The organism is Phenylobacterium sp. (genome assembly GCF_035569475.1).
Lineage (GTDB): Bacteria > Pseudomonadota > Alphaproteobacteria > Caulobacterales > Caulobacteraceae > Phenylobacterium.
Genome location: NZ_DATMNA010000113.1, coordinates 1 through 14,672, shown reverse-complemented (window position 1 = coordinate 14,672; position 14,672 = coordinate 1). Strand labels below are relative to the sequence as shown.

Sequence of the window (14,672 nt, the reverse complement as noted above, 5' to 3'; positions counted from 1 at the left end):
CTTGCGGGGAACCTGGGACTGCCGCCGCGCCGGATCAATGAATTTGCCCATGCCCTGATGGCATGGGCCTATTCCCGGTTGGCGGGAGCTCGGCGGCGCGGCGTGGCTGGACTTGCCTCCGCCGCGGCCAAATAAAGTTCCCAACAAACATAAAGGGGAGCGAGGCGATGACCCGGAAGAGCGTGTGGCTGGCGACGGCCGTAGTTGTTCCCGTGCTGGGGCTGTGGGCCCTTTCCAGCGCGCCGAGATCCGGCGGCCACGCCGTGGCGGCGACGACCGTCCCGGCCGCGGCCGAGGCGCCCACCCCGCCGGGCGTCACCTACGTCAGCCACCGCCCGCCGGACGCCCGCCGGGCCTTCTTCGGCGACCTGCACCTCCACACCGCCATGTCGTTCGACGCCTGGAGCTTCGGCACCAAGGTGACGCCGGACCAGGCCTACAAGTTCGCTCGCGGCGAGACGGTCATGATTCCGGCCTCGCAGGTCGCCCGCGAGGAGGGCTTCACCCCGACGGGCATGGTCCCGGCCCGCCGCCGCTGGGCCCTCGATTTCATGGCCGTGACCGACCACTCGGAATTCATGGGGGTGATGAACCAGCTCGACGATCCGTCGAACCCGCTGGGCAAGACCCCGCTGGGGGCGAAGATCCTGGCCGATCCCCACCAGGCGTTCCTCGCCGTGGCCCCCGCCGCGGGCGGCAAGCTGGGCGGCTCCAACAGCGAGGCGTTCCATGCCCAGGAGGCCATGATGAACACCTGGAACCTCCAGATGAAGGCGGCGAACGACAACTACGTCCCCGGCAAGTTCACGACCTTCGTCGCCTATGAGTGGACCTCGGCCCCCGACGGCAAGAACCTGCACCGCAACGTCTTCTTCAACAGCGACCACGGCCCGCAGCCCTTCACCTCGGCGCAGTCGAACCGGCCCGAGGACCTGTGGACCTTCCTCGAGAAGGTCCGGGCGAGCGGCATCGACGCGATCGCCATTCCGCACAACGCCAACGCCTCCGACGGGTTGATGTACGACTGGAACGACTCTGACGGGCGGCCGATCAGCGAGGCCTATGCGCAGCGGCGCCTGACCAACGAGCCGCTGACCGAGATCGCCCAGAACAAGGGGGTTTCGGACACCACGCCGACGCTGTCGCCCAACGACGAGTTCGCCAACTTCGAGCTCTACGACCACCTGATCTCGCGCCCGACCGTGAAGAGCCGCGAGGACGGCAGCTATGTCCGCCAGGCGCTGGGGCGCGGCCTCGCCCTGCTCGGCCGGGTCGGCGCGAACCCCTACAAGTACGGCCTGGTGGGCGCCACCGACATCCACAACGGGCTGAGCTTCACCGACGAGAACGGGATCGGCGGCTCGTTCGGCGCGCCCGCCGGCATGGTTCCGAGCGGCGACGCGGCCAAGCGCGCGCTGCAGATCATCCGGATTCCCGCGCGCCTGGACAGCGACGCCGACGCGAAGGGCCAGCCGCACTCGTTCCAGAAGACCCTCGAGGTCGGCACCGGCGGCGTCACCGGCGTCTGGGCCGAGGAGAACACCCGCAATTCGATCTATGCGGCCCTGAAGCGCAAGGAGACCTTCGCGACCTCCGGCACGCGCATCCGGGTGCGGATGTTCGGAAGCTGGTCCTATCCGGCCAAGCTCCTGGCGAGCCCGGACTGGGTGAAGGCGGCCTACGCCAAGGGCGTCGCCATGGGCAGCGACCTGCCGGCGGCGGCCCGGCCCAAGGCGCCGACCCTGCTGCTGCAGGCGATGAAGGATCCGGACGGCGCCAATCTCGACCGCATCCAGGTGATCAAGATGTGGCAGGACGGCGACGGCTATAAGGAACGCATCTTCAACGTCGCGCTTTCCGGCGGCCGGCATGAGGATCCGAAGACCGGCAAGGCGCCGCCGGTGGGCAATTCGGTGGACCTGAAGACCGGCAAATACACCAACGCCATCGGCGCGCCCGTGCTGTCGGCGCAGTGGACCGATCCGACCTTCGATGCGTCCCGGCCCGCGGTCTACTACGCCCGGGTGCTCGAGATCCCGACGCCGCGCTGGAGCACCCTGCTGGCCATCAACAACCACCTGCCGATTCCGACCGAGGTTCCTGCGACCATCCAGGAACGGGCCTGGAGCTCGCCGATCTGGTTCACGCCCGCGAAGGCGTCCAAGGTGGCGCTGCGGCGGGGCGCGAATCCGGGCTAGGCGGCCCGCGCCGCTCGCGGATCTTTGACGGCCCCGGGCCGGTCGGCGCATGTACACCGGCTGGAGCCCGGCTATAACCTCCGGGCATGGACCAGACCAAGATCCGGCCAGCACCGCGAACCGGCCAGCGGAGCCTCGCGAACCCCTCCGGGCTCGAACGTATCGAGCTCAAGCACCTCGAACATGTGCTGGAGATCTGCCGCGCCGGCAGCTTCAGCGCCGCCGCCCGGCGCCTGCAGATCAGCCAGCCCGCGCTCAGCAAGAGCATATCGCGGCTGGAATCGCAGCTCGGTCTGCATCTGTTCGAACGCACGGGCGGCGCCGCCAAGCCGACCGGGCTCGCGGAGCTGATCGCCGAGCGGGGCCGCGCGCTGCTGATCTCGTCCAACGCGCTCAGCCGCGAACTCGGACAACGGGCCAGCGGCGTCTCGGGTCGCCTGCGCATCGGCGTCGGGCCGACGACGCGGCTGAAACCCCTGCCCCAGGTGGTGCGCGGCGTCCTGGCACGGTTCCCGGACATCAAGCTGGAGGCCAACCTGGACAACGGGCTGGCGATCATGCGCGGGGTCGACCAGGGGCGCTATGACGTCGCGTTCGGCTACAGCGAGAACGCCGAGCCCTACGGCGACCTGATCCGGATCAAGATCTTCGACGATCAGGCGATCGTGGTGGTGCGGCCGGGCCACCCGGCGGCAAACGCCAATGCGCCGCTCACCGCCTCGGAGCTGCTCCAGTACCCGATGGCCAGCGTCGGGATCACCTCCAACTTCGGCGCCTGGATCGGCGAGCTCTCGGGCGTCGAGGCGCACAACGTCGACGCCTATGTGAGCAACGACGTCGACATGCTGAAGGCGCACTTCCCCGCCAACTACACCCTGCGCGGCGCCCGCTTCGTGTTCGCGGACGACCTGGCCTCGGGCGCGCTGGTGCAGGTGCCGGTGCAGTGGGAGTCGATCTACCATTGCTGGATGGTGACGACGCCCGAGAACTGGCGCCTGCCGGTGGTCAAGGCGGTGGCCGACATCGCGCGCGAGGCCACAGGCGACGCGGCGAACGCGGCGTGACGCGGGAAATCCACATCGATCGCTTATGCCGCGCCGCCGTAAACTGTCGTTGGCCCTATCGAAGGCCAGGCAAGGTTGGAGCCGCAGATGTCGGACTCATTGACGGGTGATCTCGCGCCCCTGGGCGTCGCGAACGGCGCGGGCGCGCCCTCGCAGGACGGCCGGGGCGAGGCGCCCGGCCCGCTGCCGCTGGCCGCGCAATATGGCCTGGCCCTGCTGCTGGTGGCCCTCGCCGCCGGCCTGGCGTTCATCGTCGAGCATCTGGTCGCCGCGCCGAACCTGACCCTGATCTTCGTCCTGCCGGTGATGATCGCGGCCATGGCCTTCGGCTGGGGCCCGTCGCTGATCGCCGTGGGCGCCAGCGTCCTGGCCTACGACTTCTTCTTCACCGAGCCCTACTATTCGCTGCGCATCGCCAGCCCGTCGGACCTGTGGGCGACGGCCTTGCTGCTGGTGATCGCCGCCAGCGTCAGCACGCTCGCCGCCGAGTCCCGGCGGCGCATGGGCGAGGCGCGCCGCGCGGCCGAACAGGCCCAGGCGCTGCAGGGCCTGGCGCATCTGGTGATCAGGTCGGCGCCGCAGGCGCAGATCGTCGAGGGCGCGGCGGCCGCGCTCGCCCAGATCTTCCGCGCACCGGCGGTGATCTTCATGGGGCAGGCCGGCGCCCTGCGCGCCGTCGCCACCGCCGGCGGCGCCCGGATCACGGATGCGGAAGAAGACGCCGCGAAGGGGGCGCTGGAAACCAAGGTCGCCGCTCGCGCGGAGACCTATCCCTACGATCGCTCGGCGTTCGACCTCTGGCCCGTTCCGGTGACCAAGGACGGCGCCTGCGTGATCGGCGTCGACTTCACCCGCTCGGGGCGCGACCGTCCCGCCAAGCCGGAGCGCTTCGTGGAGATCGTCGGCGGCTACCTGGCCGCGGCCGCCGCGAGACCGGCGAACTAGCCCCCGGCGCGGGTCACTTCGTCGGCCATGAAACGGTAGCCGATCCCCGGCTGGGTCAGGATCAGCCGGGGCGCCGAGGGATCGGCCTCGATCTTCTGCCGCAACTGGCCGATGAACACCCGCAGGTACTGCATGTCCTCCACGTGCGCCGGGCCCCAGAGCGAGATCAGCAGGTCCTTGTGGGTCAGCACCTTGCCGTCGGCCTGCGCCAGCTTGACGAGGAGGTCGTATTCCTTCGGCGACAGGTGGACCGGTTCGCCCGCCCGGGTGACCAGCCGGCGCGGGATGTCGATGGTCAGGTCCTCGGCATGGACGACCGCCGGCGGCGCCTCGGCCTGGCGAAGCTGGCGGCGCATGATGACCCTCAGGCGGGCCAGCATTTCGCCCACCCGGAAAGGCTTTTCCACATAGTCGTCGGCGCCGGCGTCGAGGGCCTCGATCTTCTCGATCTCCCGGTCGCGGGCCGACAGGATGATGATCGGCCCGTCGTAGAAGGCGCGCGCCATGCGCAGCACCTCCTGCCCGTCGACGTCGGGCAGGCCGAGGTCGAGCACCACGGCGTCCGGCGGGCGCCGGGCGATTTCGGCCAGGGCCTGGCGGCCGGTTTCGGCCCGCAGCGGCTCGTAGCCGGCGGCGTTCAGGGCCGGTCCCAGGAAGCGGTGCATCTGGGGCTCGTCGTCGACGACGAGGATACGGAGCCTATGCATGGGCCGTGACCTGCGCCGACCCCACGGGCTCCTTCTTGAGGCTGATCAGGATGCGAGTGCCCCGGCCGTCGTGGATCGGACTGGCGGCGGCGATGCGTCCGCCCATGGCCTCGACGAAGCCCTTGGAAATCGCGAGCCCCAGGCCCGCGCCCTTGCCGCGATCGCTGGCCTCCTCCATCCGCCGGAACCGCTCGAACACCCGCTCCAGTTCGGCGGTGGGGATGCCGCGCCCCTCGTCCTCGATGCTCAGCACCACATTGTTCCGGTCCTCGTAGGCCGCCAGTTCGATCGTCGAGCTGTCGGGACTATAGCCGATAGCGTTTTCCAGAATGTTCACCAGCGCCTGCTCCAGCAGGGCCGAATCCACCTTCACCAGCGGCAGTTCGGCGGGGAAGTCGCGGGTGACCTTGCGTTGGGCGAGACGGCGCGAGACCCGCTCCAGCGCCGCGCCCAGGACGTCGCGGACATCGACCCAGTCGGCGCGGATGTTCAGCCCGCCGCCCTGCAGCCGGGTCATGTCCAGCAGGTTGCCGACATAGCGGTTGAGCCGCTCGGCCTCCTCGCGGATGCTGGTCAGCAGGTCCACCCGCACCGCCGGCTCCAGCGAGTCCTCGTATTCCAGCAGGGTCGTGGCCGATCCCAGCACGGTGGCGAGCGGCGTCCGCAGGTCGTGGCTGACCGAATTGAGCAGGGCCGAGCGGAGCTTGTCGGCGCGGCGCAGCGCCTCGGCGTCGGCGGCGTCGGCGGCGAACTCCGCCCGCTCCAGCGCCACGGCGCCCTGGTCGAGCAGGGCCGAGACGAAGCGCTCCCCGTCCTCCCCATGAACGGCCCGCGCCTCGATGGCCGCGACGCCGGACCGCGCCTTGACGCCCTGCAGCGGCCGGTAGGTCCAGGACGCGTTGGGCAGGGTGCCGGTCTCCGCGCCGGCCGGCTCGCCGTGCTGCCAGGCCCATCGCGCGGCCGCCAGGTCGGCGGTGCCCAGCGTCTGCATGGCCGGGGCGGCGGCGACCGCCACCACGTCCTCGCCGCCGGGCAGCAGCACGATCGCTTCGCCGCCCGTGGCCGCCGCGAGCTGCTCCGCCAGCGCCTGGGCGGCCTCCTCGCGGGTCGCGGAGGCTGAGAGCCGGCGGCTGGCCGCCAGCAGGGCGGTGATAGCCGACGCCCGGCGCGACATGGCCATCGCCTGGTCGCGGATGCGGCCGGTCAGCCAGCCGGTGGTCATGGCCACCCCGAAGAACACGATGAAGGTGATGACGTCGGCCGTATGCCCGATGGCGATCGACAGCCGCGGCTCGAGGAAGAAGAAGTTGTAGACGAAGGCCGCCACCGCAGCGGCCGTCACCGCCGGCCAGAGCCCGAACGCCAGGCCGCTGATCAGCACGCTGACCAGGAAGATCATCGCCAGGTTGGCGCCTTGCGAGAACTGGTCGACGAGGCCCGCAAGCCCGCCCGCGACAGCCACCAGGGCGATGGAGATGAGATGCCCGCGCCAGGCCAGCAGGCTGGGGCGCTCCGCGGGCTTCGCCTCCGGCTCCGGCTCGGGCTGGGCTTTCTCGGTGATGATATGGAGCGCCGCGCCGGTCACCTGCTCGGCGAGCGCGGGGATCAGCGCCAGGCCGAACAGCGCCCGCCAGCGGGAGGGCCCCGACTTGCCCACCACGATCTGGGTGACGTTGTTCTGCCGGGCGTAGTCCAGCAGGCTTCCCACCAGGTCGTCGCCGGTGAGCACCACATTGGCCCCGCCGAGCTGTTCGGCGAGCTTGATGGCGGCGTTGATCTTGGCCGCGCCGGCGGCGTCGGGCGACGGCTTGTTGGGCCGCTCCACATAGGCCACGGTCCACGGCGCATCCATCATCATGTCCGACAGCCGCCGCCCGGCCCGGACCAGGCTTTGGGCCATGGCGTCCGGCCCGATCAGGACCAGGATCCGCTCGCCGGCCGCCCAGGGGCCCTCGACGCCGCGCTGGCGCATGGCGGTGAGGAGCTGGTCGTCCACGGTCTGCGCCGTGCGCCGCAGGGCCAGCTCGCGCAGGGCGGTCAGGTTCTCCGGCTTGAAGAAGTTCACCGCCGCGGTGCGGGCGGTTTCCGGCAGGTAGACCTTGCCCTCGTTCAGACGCTGGCGGAGCTCGTCGGGCGTGATGTCCACCAGCTCGATGTCGTCGGCCCGCGACAGGGCGGAGTCGGGCACCGTCTCGCGCTGGCGCACGCCGGTGATCTTCCAGACCAGGTCGACCAGGCTCTCGAGGTGCTGGACGTTCAGCGTCGTCCAGACGTTGACCCCGGCCGAGAGCAGTTCCTCGACGTCCTGCCAGCGCTTGGGATGACGCGACCCCGGCGCGTTGGAGTGGGCGTATTCGTCGACCAGCAGCAGCGTCGGCTTGCGGGCCAGGGCCTCGTCGATGTCGAACTCGAGGAGGGTGCGGCCCTTGTACTCGATGGGCCGGCGCGGAAGGATTTCCAGGTCCGCGGTGAGGGCCTCGGTCTCGCGCCGGCCGTGGGTCTCGACGACGCCGACGAGCACCTCGACGCCGTCGGCCCTGCGGCGGGCGCCCTGGGCCAGCATGGCGTAGGTCTTGCCGACCCCCGGCGCCATGCCCAGGAAGACCTTGAGCCGGCCGCGCCCGGCCTTGGCCGCTTCCAGGAGAAGGGCGTCGGGATCGGGGCGGCGCGGCTCGTCCGGCTTCATGATGTCTTTGGCGTACTCTTGGGCGCGACGGCGTCCAAGGCCCGATTGGTCATCAGCACGTTCACGTGCGGCTGTCCCAGGAAGCCGAGGACCGGCGAGCCTACGTGGGCCGCGATGACCTTGCGCACCTCTTCGGCCGGCACCCCTCGCGCCTTGGCGATACGGTCGGCCTGCAGGAAGGCGTAGGCCGGCGAAATGTCGGGGTCGAGGCCCGAGCCCGAGGTCGTGATGGCGTCGTCCGGGATCTCGTCGTGGCCGGTGGAGGCGCGCAGGGCCGCGGCGTCGGTGGTGATGCGCTTGGCGAGGTCCGGGTTCAGCGGGCCGTAGTTCGAGCCGCCCGAGCTGGTCGGATCGTAGCCGTTGGCGCCTGCCGCGGACGGCCGCGGATGCAGGTACTCGTCCTTGGCGAACGGCTGGGCGATCAGCGCCGAGCCGATCACCTGGCCGTGGGCGTCGCGGACCAGGCTGCCTTCGGCCTGGTAGGGAAAGGCGACCTTGGCCACGCCGGTGATCGCCAGCGGGTAGACCAGGCCCAGCAGCGCCGTGAACAGCACTGTCGAGACGATGGCGGGGCGGATTTCGGAGAGCATGTCCTTGACGCCTTTTTCCTAGGCCAGACCGGCGGTGGTGACGATCAGGTCGACGATCTTGATCCCGATGAAGGGGGCCACGACGCCGCCCAGGCCGTAGATCAGCAGGTTGCGCTGCAGCAGCCGCGACGCCCCGATGGGCCGGTAGCGGACGCCGCGCAACGCCAGCGGCACCAGGGCGATGATGATCAGAGCGTTGAAGATCACCGCCGACAGGATCGCGCTGTGCGGGCTGCCCAGGCGCATGATGTTCAGCGCGCCCAGGGCCGGCAGGGAGACCACGAAGATCGCCGGGATGATGGCGAAGTACTTGGCCACGTCGTTGGCGATGGAGAAGGTGGTGAGCGCGCCGCGGGTGATCAGCATCTGCTTACCCACCTCGACGATCTCGATGACCTTGGTGGGGTCCGAATCGAGGTCGACCATGTTGCCGGCCTCGCGGGCGGCCTGGGTGCCGGTCTGCATGGCCACGCCCACGTCGGCCTGGGCCAGCGCCGGGGCGTCGTTGGAGCCGTCGCCGCACATGGCCACCAGACGGCCCTTGCCCTGCTCCTCGCGGATCAGCCGCAGCTTGTCCTCCGGCGTGGCCTCGGCCAGGAAGTCGTCGACCCCGGCCTCCGAGGCGATGGCGGCGGCCGTCACCGGATTGTCGCCGGTGATCATCACCGTGCGCAGGCCCATGCGGCGCAGGTCGGCGAAGCGGTCCTTCACGCCGGCCTTGACCACGTCCTTCAGGTGGATCACCCCGACCAGCACGCCGTTCTCGGCGACCGCCAGCGGCGTGCCGCCGGCCCGCGCGATCCGGTCGATCGCCGCATTGAGCTCCGCCGGCGCGCTGGCCGCGCTGAGGCCCACCAGCCTGAAGATCGCGTCGACCGCGCCCTTCCGCCAGCTATCCCGGCCGGCGTCCAGGCCGGAGATGCGCGTCGTGGCGCTGAACGGGACCGGCGTGGAGTCCTTGGGCGGGGTTCCGGTCAGGCCCTTTTCGAGCGCCAGGTCGACGATCGAGCGACCTTCCGGAGTCTCGTCGGCCAGCGAGGCCATCATGGCCGCGTAGAGGGCGGCCTCGGCCCGCACGCCGGGCGCGGCGATCACCTCGGTGGCCATGCGGTTGCCGTGGGTGATGGTGCCGGTCTTGTCGAGCAGCAGGGTGTCGACGTCGCCTGCGGCCTCGACGGCGCGGCCGGAGGTGGCCAGCACATTGACCTTCAACAGCCGGTCCATACCGGCGATGCCGATCGCCGACAGCAGGCCGCCGATGGTGGTGGGGATCAGGCAGATGAACAGCGCGCCCAGCACCAGCGGGTCGAGCTTGACGCCGGAGTACTGGCCGAGGCCCAGCAGGGTCGCCACCGCGATCAGGAAGATCAGGGTCAGGCCGGCCAGCAGGACGGTGAGCGCCAGCTCGTTGGGGGTCTTGCGGCGCTCGGCGCCCTCGACCATGACGATCATGCGATCGAGGAAGGTATTGCCGGGCTCGGCGGTGATGCGGACCTTGATCCAGTCGGAGACCACGGTGGTGCCGCCGGTCACGGCCGAGCGGTCGCCGCCGGACTCCCGGATCACCGGCGCGGATTCCCCGGTGATCGCCGCCTCGTTGACCGAGGCCACGCCTTCGACGATCTCCCCGTCCGAGGGGACCATGTCGCCGGCCTCGACGAGGACGATGCTGCCGGCGCTCAGCTTGTAGGCCGGCGTCATCACGATCGCGCCCTTGTCGTCGGTGATCAGTTTGGCCTTCACGTCCACCCGCTGGGCCCGCAGGGCGTCGGCGGCGGCCTTGCCGCGGCCCTCGGCGATGCTCTCGGCGAAGTTGGCGAACAGCACCGTGAACCACAGCCACAGGGCGATCTGGAACGCCCACCAGGGCGCCGTCCCGGTGGTGAAGTCATAGACCGTCGAGATGCTCGCCAGGACGGCGACGACCTCGGTGGCCAGGATCACCGGATTGCGGGCCAGCCGGCGCGGGTCGAGCTTCACGAAGGAATCCCGGATCGCGCGGGCCATGACGCCCGAGGACAGGGTAGTCGAGGAGACCGCCGAGCGGCGCTTCTCACCGAGGTGGACCGTAGCGTCGGTCATGGGAATCTGAGCTCCGGAGGACTTCAGTGAGCGGCGACGGCGGCGAGCACCTGGAAGTGCTCGACGATCGGGCCGAGGGCTTGAGCGGGGAAGAACTGCAGGCCGCCCATGATCAGGATCACGCCGATCAGCAGGCTGATGAACAGCGGGCCGTGGGTGGGCAGGGTGCCGGTCGACGGCTCGAGCTTGGGCTTGGCGGCGATGGATCCGGCCATGGCCAGAACCGGCACCACATAGGCGAAGCGGCCCAGCAGCATGGCGACGCCAAGGGTCGCGTTCCAGTAGGGCACGTTGGCGGAGAGGCCAGCGAAGGCCGAACCGTTGTTCCCGGTCGCCGAGGAGTAGGCGTAGAGGATCTCCGACAGCCCGTGGGGGCCGGAATTTTCCAGCGCCTTCAGGGCCAGGGGGATGACCGATGCGGCCGCGGCGAAACCCAGGATCGACAGCGGCAGGATCAGCACCGCCAGCATGGCGAACTTCACCTCCCGCGCCTCGATCTTCTTGCCCAGGTACTCGGGCGTTCGTCCGACCATCAGCCCGGCCACGAAGACCGCGATCAGGGCCATGACCACCATGCCGTAGAGGCCCGAGCCCACGCCGCCCGGCAGCATCTCGCCGAGCTGGATCATGAACATCGCCACGCCGCCCCCCAGCGGCATGTAGCTGTCGTGCATGGCGTTGACGCCGCCGTCGGACGCGCCGGTGGTGAAGGCGGTCCAGACCGCCGTGGACGGCGCGCCGAAGCGGACCTCCTTGCCCTCCATGTTGACCGCGGTCGCGGCGTGCACGGCGTGCATGGCGGGCGCGGGCTGGGTTTCCGACCAGTAGACCACGGCCGACGCGGCCAGGATGAAGGTGGCCATCACCGCCACCAGGGCGCGGGCTTCACGGCGCGCGAGTGCGACGATCCCGAAAGCCACGACACAGGCGTAGGCGAGCGCGTTCATGATCACCTCCTCGATGAGGTTGGTGATCGCGTTGGGGTTCTCGAACGGGTGGGCGGAATTGGCGTTGAACAGGCCGCCGCCGTTGGTGCCGAGCTGCTTGATCGCCTCCTGGGAGGCGGTCGGATAGAGCGCGATGACCTGCTTGCCGCCTTCGAGGCCGACGGCGTTGGCGTGGGCGGCGAGCGTCTGCGGCTCACCCAGGGCGACGAAGGCGATCGCGATCACGATGGAGATCGGCAGCAGGACGTAGAGGCTGATCCGGGTCAGATCGACCCAGAAGTTCCCCAATCCTTCCCCCCGGTTGGCCGCGAAGGCGCGGGCGACGGCGGCGGCCATGGCTATGCCCGCGGCGGCCGACAGGAAGTTGTGCGACGTCAGGCCCGCCATCTGGGAGAAGGTCGAGACCGTCTGCTCCGGCGTATAGGACTGCCAGTTGGTGTTGGTGATGAAGCTGATCGCGGTGTTGAACGCCAGATCGGGCGAGGCGCCCTTGAAGCCCTGGGGGTTCAACGGCAGCAGGTCCTGGAAGCGCAGGATCAGGTAGAGGACGACGAAGCTCGCCACGCTGAACATCAGCATCGAGACGGTGTAGGCGAACCAGTTCTGGCTCTTGTCGCGATCGACGCCGAAGGACCTGTAGAGCACGCCCTCGACCGGCCGCAGGACGGGGTCGAGCCAGGTGCGCTCGCCCTTCCAGACACGGGCCAAATAGATGCCCAGCGGCCACGCGAGCGCGACCGTGACAGCTATTGTGAAGAGGATCTCGGACCAGCCTCGCACGTCCATGGCGAGGTCTCCTTCTCGATGTCTTGGGCTCGATGAATCGGCTGTCGTAGCGATTGGCGCCGGACGGCGCGGCGCGGCTTGGCGCGACTAGAACTTCTCGGGGCGCAACAGGGCGGCGACCATGTAGATCGCGATGCCGACGCCGCCGGCGGCGTAGATGAGGATCATCAGCATGGTCAGGTCCTTCTCAGAAGGGCGGCGTAGCCCACGAAGAGAAGGAGAACGGCGACGCCGGCTGCCAGATAGATCAGGTCGGTCACTGCATTCTCCCGGAGGGATCGAATGATGACGCTGATACGACCTTTATCACTAAGGGGACTATTCGTAACCGAGCGCCCCGACATCAAGGATTCATAAAGGCCCGGAGAGCGCCGGGCCGCCGCCAGGCCGCCGCCGCCAAGGCGGCGGCGCTGGGGTCAGGCCTTCACCAGGGCGAGGGTCTTGGCCGGGCCGGGCTGCGCTTGGCCCGCGTCCGCGGCGGCCAGCCCGCCGATGGCCGACCAGTCCAGCCCCTCGCCGCCCTGGGCGATCAGGGCCAGGAACCGGTCGCGCAGCAGGCTGGCGAGCGGCATCGGCACCCCCAGCGCCTCCGCCGCGGCGAGCGTCAGGCGGATGTCCTTCTGTCCCAGGGGCGCGGCGAACCCGGCGGGCTCGAACCGGCCGTCGGCGATCATGCCGCCATAGAGCTTGTAGGCCGGGACGTCGAAGAGCGCCGTGGTCAGGATGTCGAGATAGCGCCTGCGGTCGATGCCCGACTTGCCGATCAGGGCCATCGCCTCGCCCAGCGACTCGATGACCGAGGCGAGCAGGAAGTTGCCGCTCAGCTTCACCAGATTGGCCGCGGCCGGCGTTTCCGAGACCACGGAGGTGCCCCGCCCGATCGCGTCCAGCAGGGGAGCCGCTTCCTTGACGACGGCCGGCGCGCCGGCGGCGACGACCGCGAGCTGGCCGGCCGCGGCGACATCGGGACGGCCGAACACCGGGGCGGAGAGGAAGCGGCTGCCGAGCTCGCGGTGCGCCAGCGTCAGCCGTTCGGCTAGCGCGACGCTGATGGTGCTCGACGAGATATGGATGGCGCCGGGCGCCAGCGTCTCGATCAGCCCGCCGTTGCCGAACACGACGTCCTCGACGGCCTGATCGTTCGCCAGCATGGTCATCACCGCCGCGCCGCTGCAGGCGTCCGCCACTGTCGCGGCGACCTTGGCGCCCTGCGCGGCCAGCGCCGCGGCCTTCGCGGGCCTGCGGTTGTAAACCGTCACCTCGTGGCCGGCCTTCAGCAGGCTCGCCGCCATGCCGGCGCCCATGCGCCCTAACCCGATGAAACCAACCTTCATGACGACGCCTCACGCTGTGACAAGTTTCGATACTGCCCGGCGCCTTCTCAGGCGACGGAGCTCGATCATATCAGGTGGAGGTGGGAAGCGATCCTGTCAGCCGGAACTCGCCGGCGCTTACATTCGTGTGAGCCGGCCTGCGCCAGACGTGGGCAACGCGCTGGCGACCTGACCGAGTTGTAAGCCGCAGAACCGACGCCTGTAGTCCGCGCGCCCTAGATTGGGCGTTCGCAATCGCGGTTGCCTCCAATGACCCAGACAGCGGCGCCGACCCGCCATCCCGCGCTTCATATCCCGCACGCGCGGCCCGTGGTGGCCGGCGGCGCCCTGGTCGCCGTGGGCGGCCTGGCGGCGATCTCATTTCCCCTGTGGGCCGGCGAAGCGGCGACCTCCCTGGTCGCCTGGACTCTGGTGATGGTCGGCGCCCTGCGCATGCTGACGGCCTTCAACCGCGCCGGGGGCCACCGGTGGAAGCTGCTCGGCGGGCTCACTACCCTGGCGGTCGGAGCCGTGGTGCTTAGGCTTCCGCAGGTCGGCGCGGACGGGATCACCCTGCTGATCGCCGGCGTCCTGCTGGCCGACGGGCTGTTCGCAGCGATCGAGGCCGTCCGGCGTAGCCGGCGGCGCCTGGTCGGGCGGCAGGTGTTCTGGCGGCTGGCGCTCATCGACGGCCTGCTCGCCATCGTGATGATGGCGGCCTGGCCGTTCCGGGCCGAGGTCGCCCTGGGCCTGCTTGTCGGCGCGAGCCTGGTCCTCAGCGGCTTTGCCCTGATCACCATCGGCCTCACCGGCGATCCGCCTGCGCCCGAGACGCACGGCTTTCGGCGGAAAGGCGACGACCGCGTCTAGGGCTCTTCCGCCAGCCGGTAGCCGGCGCCGCGGACCGTGTGCAGCAGCGGCTTGTCGAAGCCGGTCTCCAGCGACTTCCGCAGCCGGCTGATGTGGGTGTCGATGATGCTGGTGTGCGGGTCGAAGCGGTAGTCCCAGACCCGCTCGAGCAACATCACCCGGGTGACCACGCGGTTCTGGTTGCGGAGCAGGAATTCGAGCAGCTTGAACTCGCGCGGCAGGAGCTCGATCGGACGGCCCGCCCGAACCACCTTGCGCGTCAGCAGATCCATGACCAGGTCGCCGCAGCGGAGTTCGGTCTCCACGGCCTTCTCGCTGCGCCGGCGGATAAGGTTCTCGAGGCGCGCGTGCAGCTCGGAGAACCCGAACGGCTTGGTCAGGTAGTCGTCGCCGCCCGCCTTCAGCCCGCGCACCCGGTCGTCGACCTGCGCCATCGCCGACAGGAACAGCACCGGCGTGTTGTTGCTCTGCGCCCGCAGCGTCT

At 69.9% G+C, this 14,672-nt stretch carries 12 protein-coding genes; 4 read left to right on the top strand and 8 right to left on the bottom strand.

Features of this window, described 5'->3' with window-relative positions; genetic code table 11:
• The first annotated feature begins 167 nt into the window (after positions 1-167).
• The 3 genes from VNW53_RS18380 (at position 168) to VNW53_RS18370 (ending at position 4,207) form a co-directional block, all read left to right on the top strand.
• Positions 168-2,198: a DUF3604 domain-containing protein gene (locus tag VNW53_RS18380; protein ID WP_325557384.1), complete on the top strand. Its 2,031-nt coding sequence runs from the start codon at positions 168-170 to the stop codon at positions 2,196-2,198.
• 86 nt (positions 2,199-2,284) lie between these two features.
• Entirely contained in the window at positions 2,285-3,262 is a 978-nt protein-coding gene (locus VNW53_RS18375; protein WP_325557383.1) for a LysR family transcriptional regulator, read from the top strand.
• Positions 3,263-3,349: 87 nt separating this feature from the next.
• The gene (locus VNW53_RS18370; protein WP_325557381.1) at positions 3,350-4,207 is read left to right on the top strand and encodes a DUF4118 domain-containing protein; all 858 of its coding nucleotides are present in this window, start codon (positions 3,350-3,352) and stop codon (positions 4,205-4,207) included.
• On the opposite strand, the gene VNW53_RS18365 is transcribed toward VNW53_RS18370, so the two are convergent.
• From VNW53_RS18365 to VNW53_RS18340, 7 genes are all read right to left on the bottom strand, one after another.
• Positions 4,204-4,914, bottom strand: coding sequence for a response regulator (locus VNW53_RS18365; protein ID WP_325557380.1), 711 nt, complete (start codon positions 4,912-4,914; stop codon positions 4,204-4,206). The two genes, VNW53_RS18370 and VNW53_RS18365, sit on opposite strands and share 4 nt — an antisense overlap.
• Entirely contained in the window at positions 4,907-7,600 is a 2,694-nt protein-coding gene (locus VNW53_RS18360) for a sensor histidine kinase KdpD (protein ID WP_325557378.1), read from the bottom strand. The genes VNW53_RS18365 and VNW53_RS18360 overlap by 8 nt, the downstream gene beginning before the upstream one ends.
• Positions 7,597-8,190: a potassium-transporting ATPase subunit KdpC gene (gene kdpC / locus VNW53_RS18355; protein ID WP_325557376.1), complete on the bottom strand. Its 594-nt coding sequence runs from the start codon at positions 8,188-8,190 to the stop codon at positions 7,597-7,599. The genes VNW53_RS18360 and kdpC overlap by 4 nt, the downstream gene beginning before the upstream one ends.
• Before the next feature lie 18 nt (positions 8,191-8,208).
• Entirely contained in the window at positions 8,209-10,272 is a 2,064-nt protein-coding gene (gene kdpB, locus VNW53_RS18350; protein ID WP_325557375.1) for a potassium-transporting ATPase subunit KdpB, read from the bottom strand.
• Positions 10,273-10,295: 23 nt separating this feature from the next.
• A complete protein-coding gene (gene kdpA, locus VNW53_RS18345; protein ID WP_325557374.1) occupies positions 10,296-12,005 on the bottom strand; it encodes a potassium-transporting ATPase subunit KdpA in 1,710 nt (569 codons plus the stop codon).
• An 87-nt stretch (positions 12,006-12,092) separates the two neighbouring features.
• Positions 12,093-12,173 (bottom strand): potassium-transporting ATPase subunit F, encoded by an 81-nt coding sequence (locus VNW53_RS19925; RefSeq protein WP_414693300.1) that lies wholly within the window; start codon positions 12,171-12,173, stop codon positions 12,093-12,095.
• A 248-nt stretch (positions 12,174-12,421) separates the two neighbouring features.
• Complete coding sequence (locus VNW53_RS18340) at positions 12,422-13,339, bottom strand: NAD(P)-dependent oxidoreductase (protein WP_325557373.1); 918 nt, start codon at positions 13,337-13,339, stop codon at positions 12,422-12,424.
• A gap of 249 nt (positions 13,340-13,588) precedes the next feature.
• Between VNW53_RS18340 and VNW53_RS18335 the strand changes: the two genes are divergently transcribed.
• On the top strand, positions 13,589-14,188 hold the full coding sequence (locus VNW53_RS18335; protein ID WP_325557372.1) for an HdeD family acid-resistance protein: 600 nt from the start codon (positions 13,589-13,591) through the stop codon (positions 14,186-14,188).
• Here the strand turns inward: VNW53_RS18335 and VNW53_RS18330 are convergent.
• A partial coding sequence (locus VNW53_RS18330; protein WP_325557371.1) for a response regulator transcription factor occupies positions 14,185-14,672 on the bottom strand: 488 nt, incomplete at its 5' end. The genes VNW53_RS18335 and VNW53_RS18330 overlap by 4 nt on opposite strands.